Below are 2,276 nucleotides of genomic sequence, written 5' to 3'. Positions count from 1 at the left end.
TTCTAGGCAGGTTTGCTCCCCAGGTGGCCTCTCCTGCTTGGCCTAAGGGATCCAGGCCAGGGCGCTGCTGCCCAGCGGCAGGCGGCGACGGCTGTTGGGGATCGGCAGCCCATCTTGCAAGTCCACCAGCCACACTTGCCCGCTGCGGATTGCTTGCCCAGTGCGGCTGAGGGGGGCCCAGGGATCCGGGATCTCCTCTTGCAAGGGCTGCAAAAGCGTGTAGGCCAGCATGCGCCCATCGGGGGAAAGGCTGAAGTCCAGCTCAAAGGGGTAGTCGGCCCGCCCCACCTCTACGGTCTTGCCCGCCCTCCCGCTGCCGAACACCACTGCCAGCAAGCGGGGGGACTCGGTGTAGGCCAGAGATTCCAACGCGCCCTCACCAACAAACTCGGCCTCGCTGACCAAGCCGTAAAAGACGGGTGCGCCGGGAGAAAAGGCTCCCTTGGTTACGGATCCCTCGGTTACCCAAATCTCCTCGCTGGTGCCGGTATTGCTGACGATAAAGAGGCTGCGGGTGTAGTCGGGATTGAAGCGCAGCAAAGCCCCGAAAGCCCCGTCGGGACGGATGGCCAAGGTTTGGCCGAACTGGGCCAAAAAGCTCTCGGCTGCCGCCCGCGGGTGCAAGGGCACGATCCCCACCCCCTGCCCCTGGGAGATGAGCAGGCTGCTCTCGTCAGGGCTGATGAAAAAGTCTCCCCCCAAAGCCGTATCCAGCTCCAGACGCTCGAAGGGATCCCGGCTCGTTTTCTGGATCCACAGTTCTGTCTGGACAGGGGCGAGGGAATCCCGTTGCAGGGGGATCCGCTCCGCTACCACCAGCTCCCCTGTCGGCGAGACCTGGAAGCGCAGGTTCTGGTAGCCCTGGTGATCCAACAGCAACTGGGAAGACTGATCCTCCAGATCCAGCCGGTACAGATCCTGGTGTTGCAGGCTGGTGGCGGTGGCAAAGTAGTAGACGAAGCGGCCATCGGCGCTGGGCTGCATTTGGGTGACCTTCAGCCCCGCCGGCGTCAGCAACGTGGTGGATCCCGTCTCCAGGTTAAAGAGCAACAGCCGCCCCCGTTGGTCTGCTTCCGTGCCGATCCCCAACAACTGCCGATCCGGCGTGCGAAACTCCCCCTCAAAAGGTCGCACCATGGGCTGGCCCCGCTCATCCACGGCGGCCTTTAGGCGCAGCCGGTAGGTCTGGCCGTAGGGGGCCGGCTCTGTCAGGGTCCAAAAAAAGCGGCGGCCCAGCTTGTGCATCCGGCCCGGCAGAGGCGGCTGGATCTCCAAGTTGGCCGCAACGCTGTCCGCATCCATAGGGCGGTTGAAGGTCAGCACCATCTGCAGTTCCTGGGATCCCACCCGCTGCTGTTGCCAGTTGAAATCCCGCACATAGGGGGCCGTATGGTTGCCCAGCAAAAATAAGATCACCCCAATCGCCAAGTTGCAGAGGGTGATCCCGGCTACCCAGCGATCCAAGGGCTGGGTCAGCCCTCGCTGCAGAGCTGCATAGAAACGACGTGCCGGCCAGGCAGGCATCCGGGTCGTACAGTTCTCGACATCTCAAACCAGATTAAGGCACCTTTCAGGCGCTTGGGGCCACTGCCCTCACCCCCGCCCCCTCTCCCAGAGGGAGACTGCCCTCACCCCCAGCCCCTCTCCCAGAGGGAGAGGGGAGCTGGGCTGGAGCGGGAACGGGTAAACGGCTCTACTGCAGCATGACAAAGAGAAAGTCTTCCAACGCCGTCAGGAAGGTCAACACCTCGTCGGTTGCCTGTTCTTTCGTCAGGGATCCCAGCTCGACGACCCGTTGAATCAGCTCTGCCACCGGAGTCGGCCCCTGCAGCAGCGGAGCCAGCCATCTCACCTTCTCGGCAGGGATGCTGATCCGCCCGTGGGTGGCCCCTGTCCACTGCATTTCGTAGGGGCGGTTCTCTTGCAGGGCCTTGTTGTACTCCTGGTGGAAGCGGGTATTGTCCATCAGCAGGGGGTTAAACTGCACGGATCCCGTCAGCCAATCCGCATCCGTCCAAGGCAGCACCAGGGAAGAGCCGGCGTGCTCGGCCCAAAAGTCGATGAGGCGATGGGCAGGCCGGATCAGCTCGTAGAGGTGCAGCCGCTCCATAACGCTGAGGGTTTCCAGCCGTTGCCGCACAAACTCCGGCACTTGCTTAAAGAGAGACTCCACCGACCAGTCGGGCATATCCACCAGGCTTAAAAAGCCCAACCCTGCCTGCTGCAACATGCCAAACACCTCGGGGATCGTAAATCCCTTGTCGTTGGCAAGCAGA

Annotated in this window: 1 protein-coding gene and 1 pseudogene; both read right to left on the bottom strand. The window is 62.7% G+C overall.

Translation table 11 applies throughout. The annotated features are described in order from the left end of the window. Positions 1 to 42: 42 nt before the first annotated feature. Positions 43 to 1,524 (bottom strand): hypothetical protein, encoded by a 1,482-nt coding sequence (locus tag NW857_RS12740; protein WP_414369176.1) that lies wholly within the window; start codon positions 1,522 to 1,524, stop codon positions 43 to 45. A gap of 169 nt (positions 1,525 to 1,693) precedes the next feature. Continuing rightward, positions 1,694 to 2,276: pseudogene (locus NW857_RS12735) on the bottom strand (class I SAM-dependent methyltransferase); the annotation flags it as partial.

The organism is Synechococcus sp. H55.9, assembly GCF_047462355.1.
GTDB lineage: Bacteria > Cyanobacteriota > Cyanobacteriia > Thermostichales > Thermostichaceae > Thermostichus.
This window is presented reverse-complemented; position numbering and strand designations above follow the sequence as displayed.

Bases quoted from the DNA above. Each gene is read 5' to 3' on its own strand.
- NW857_RS12740 (WP_414369176.1), bottom strand. From the start codon at position 1,524: ATGCCTGCCTGGCCGGCACGTCGTTTCTATGCAGCTCTGCAGCGAGGG.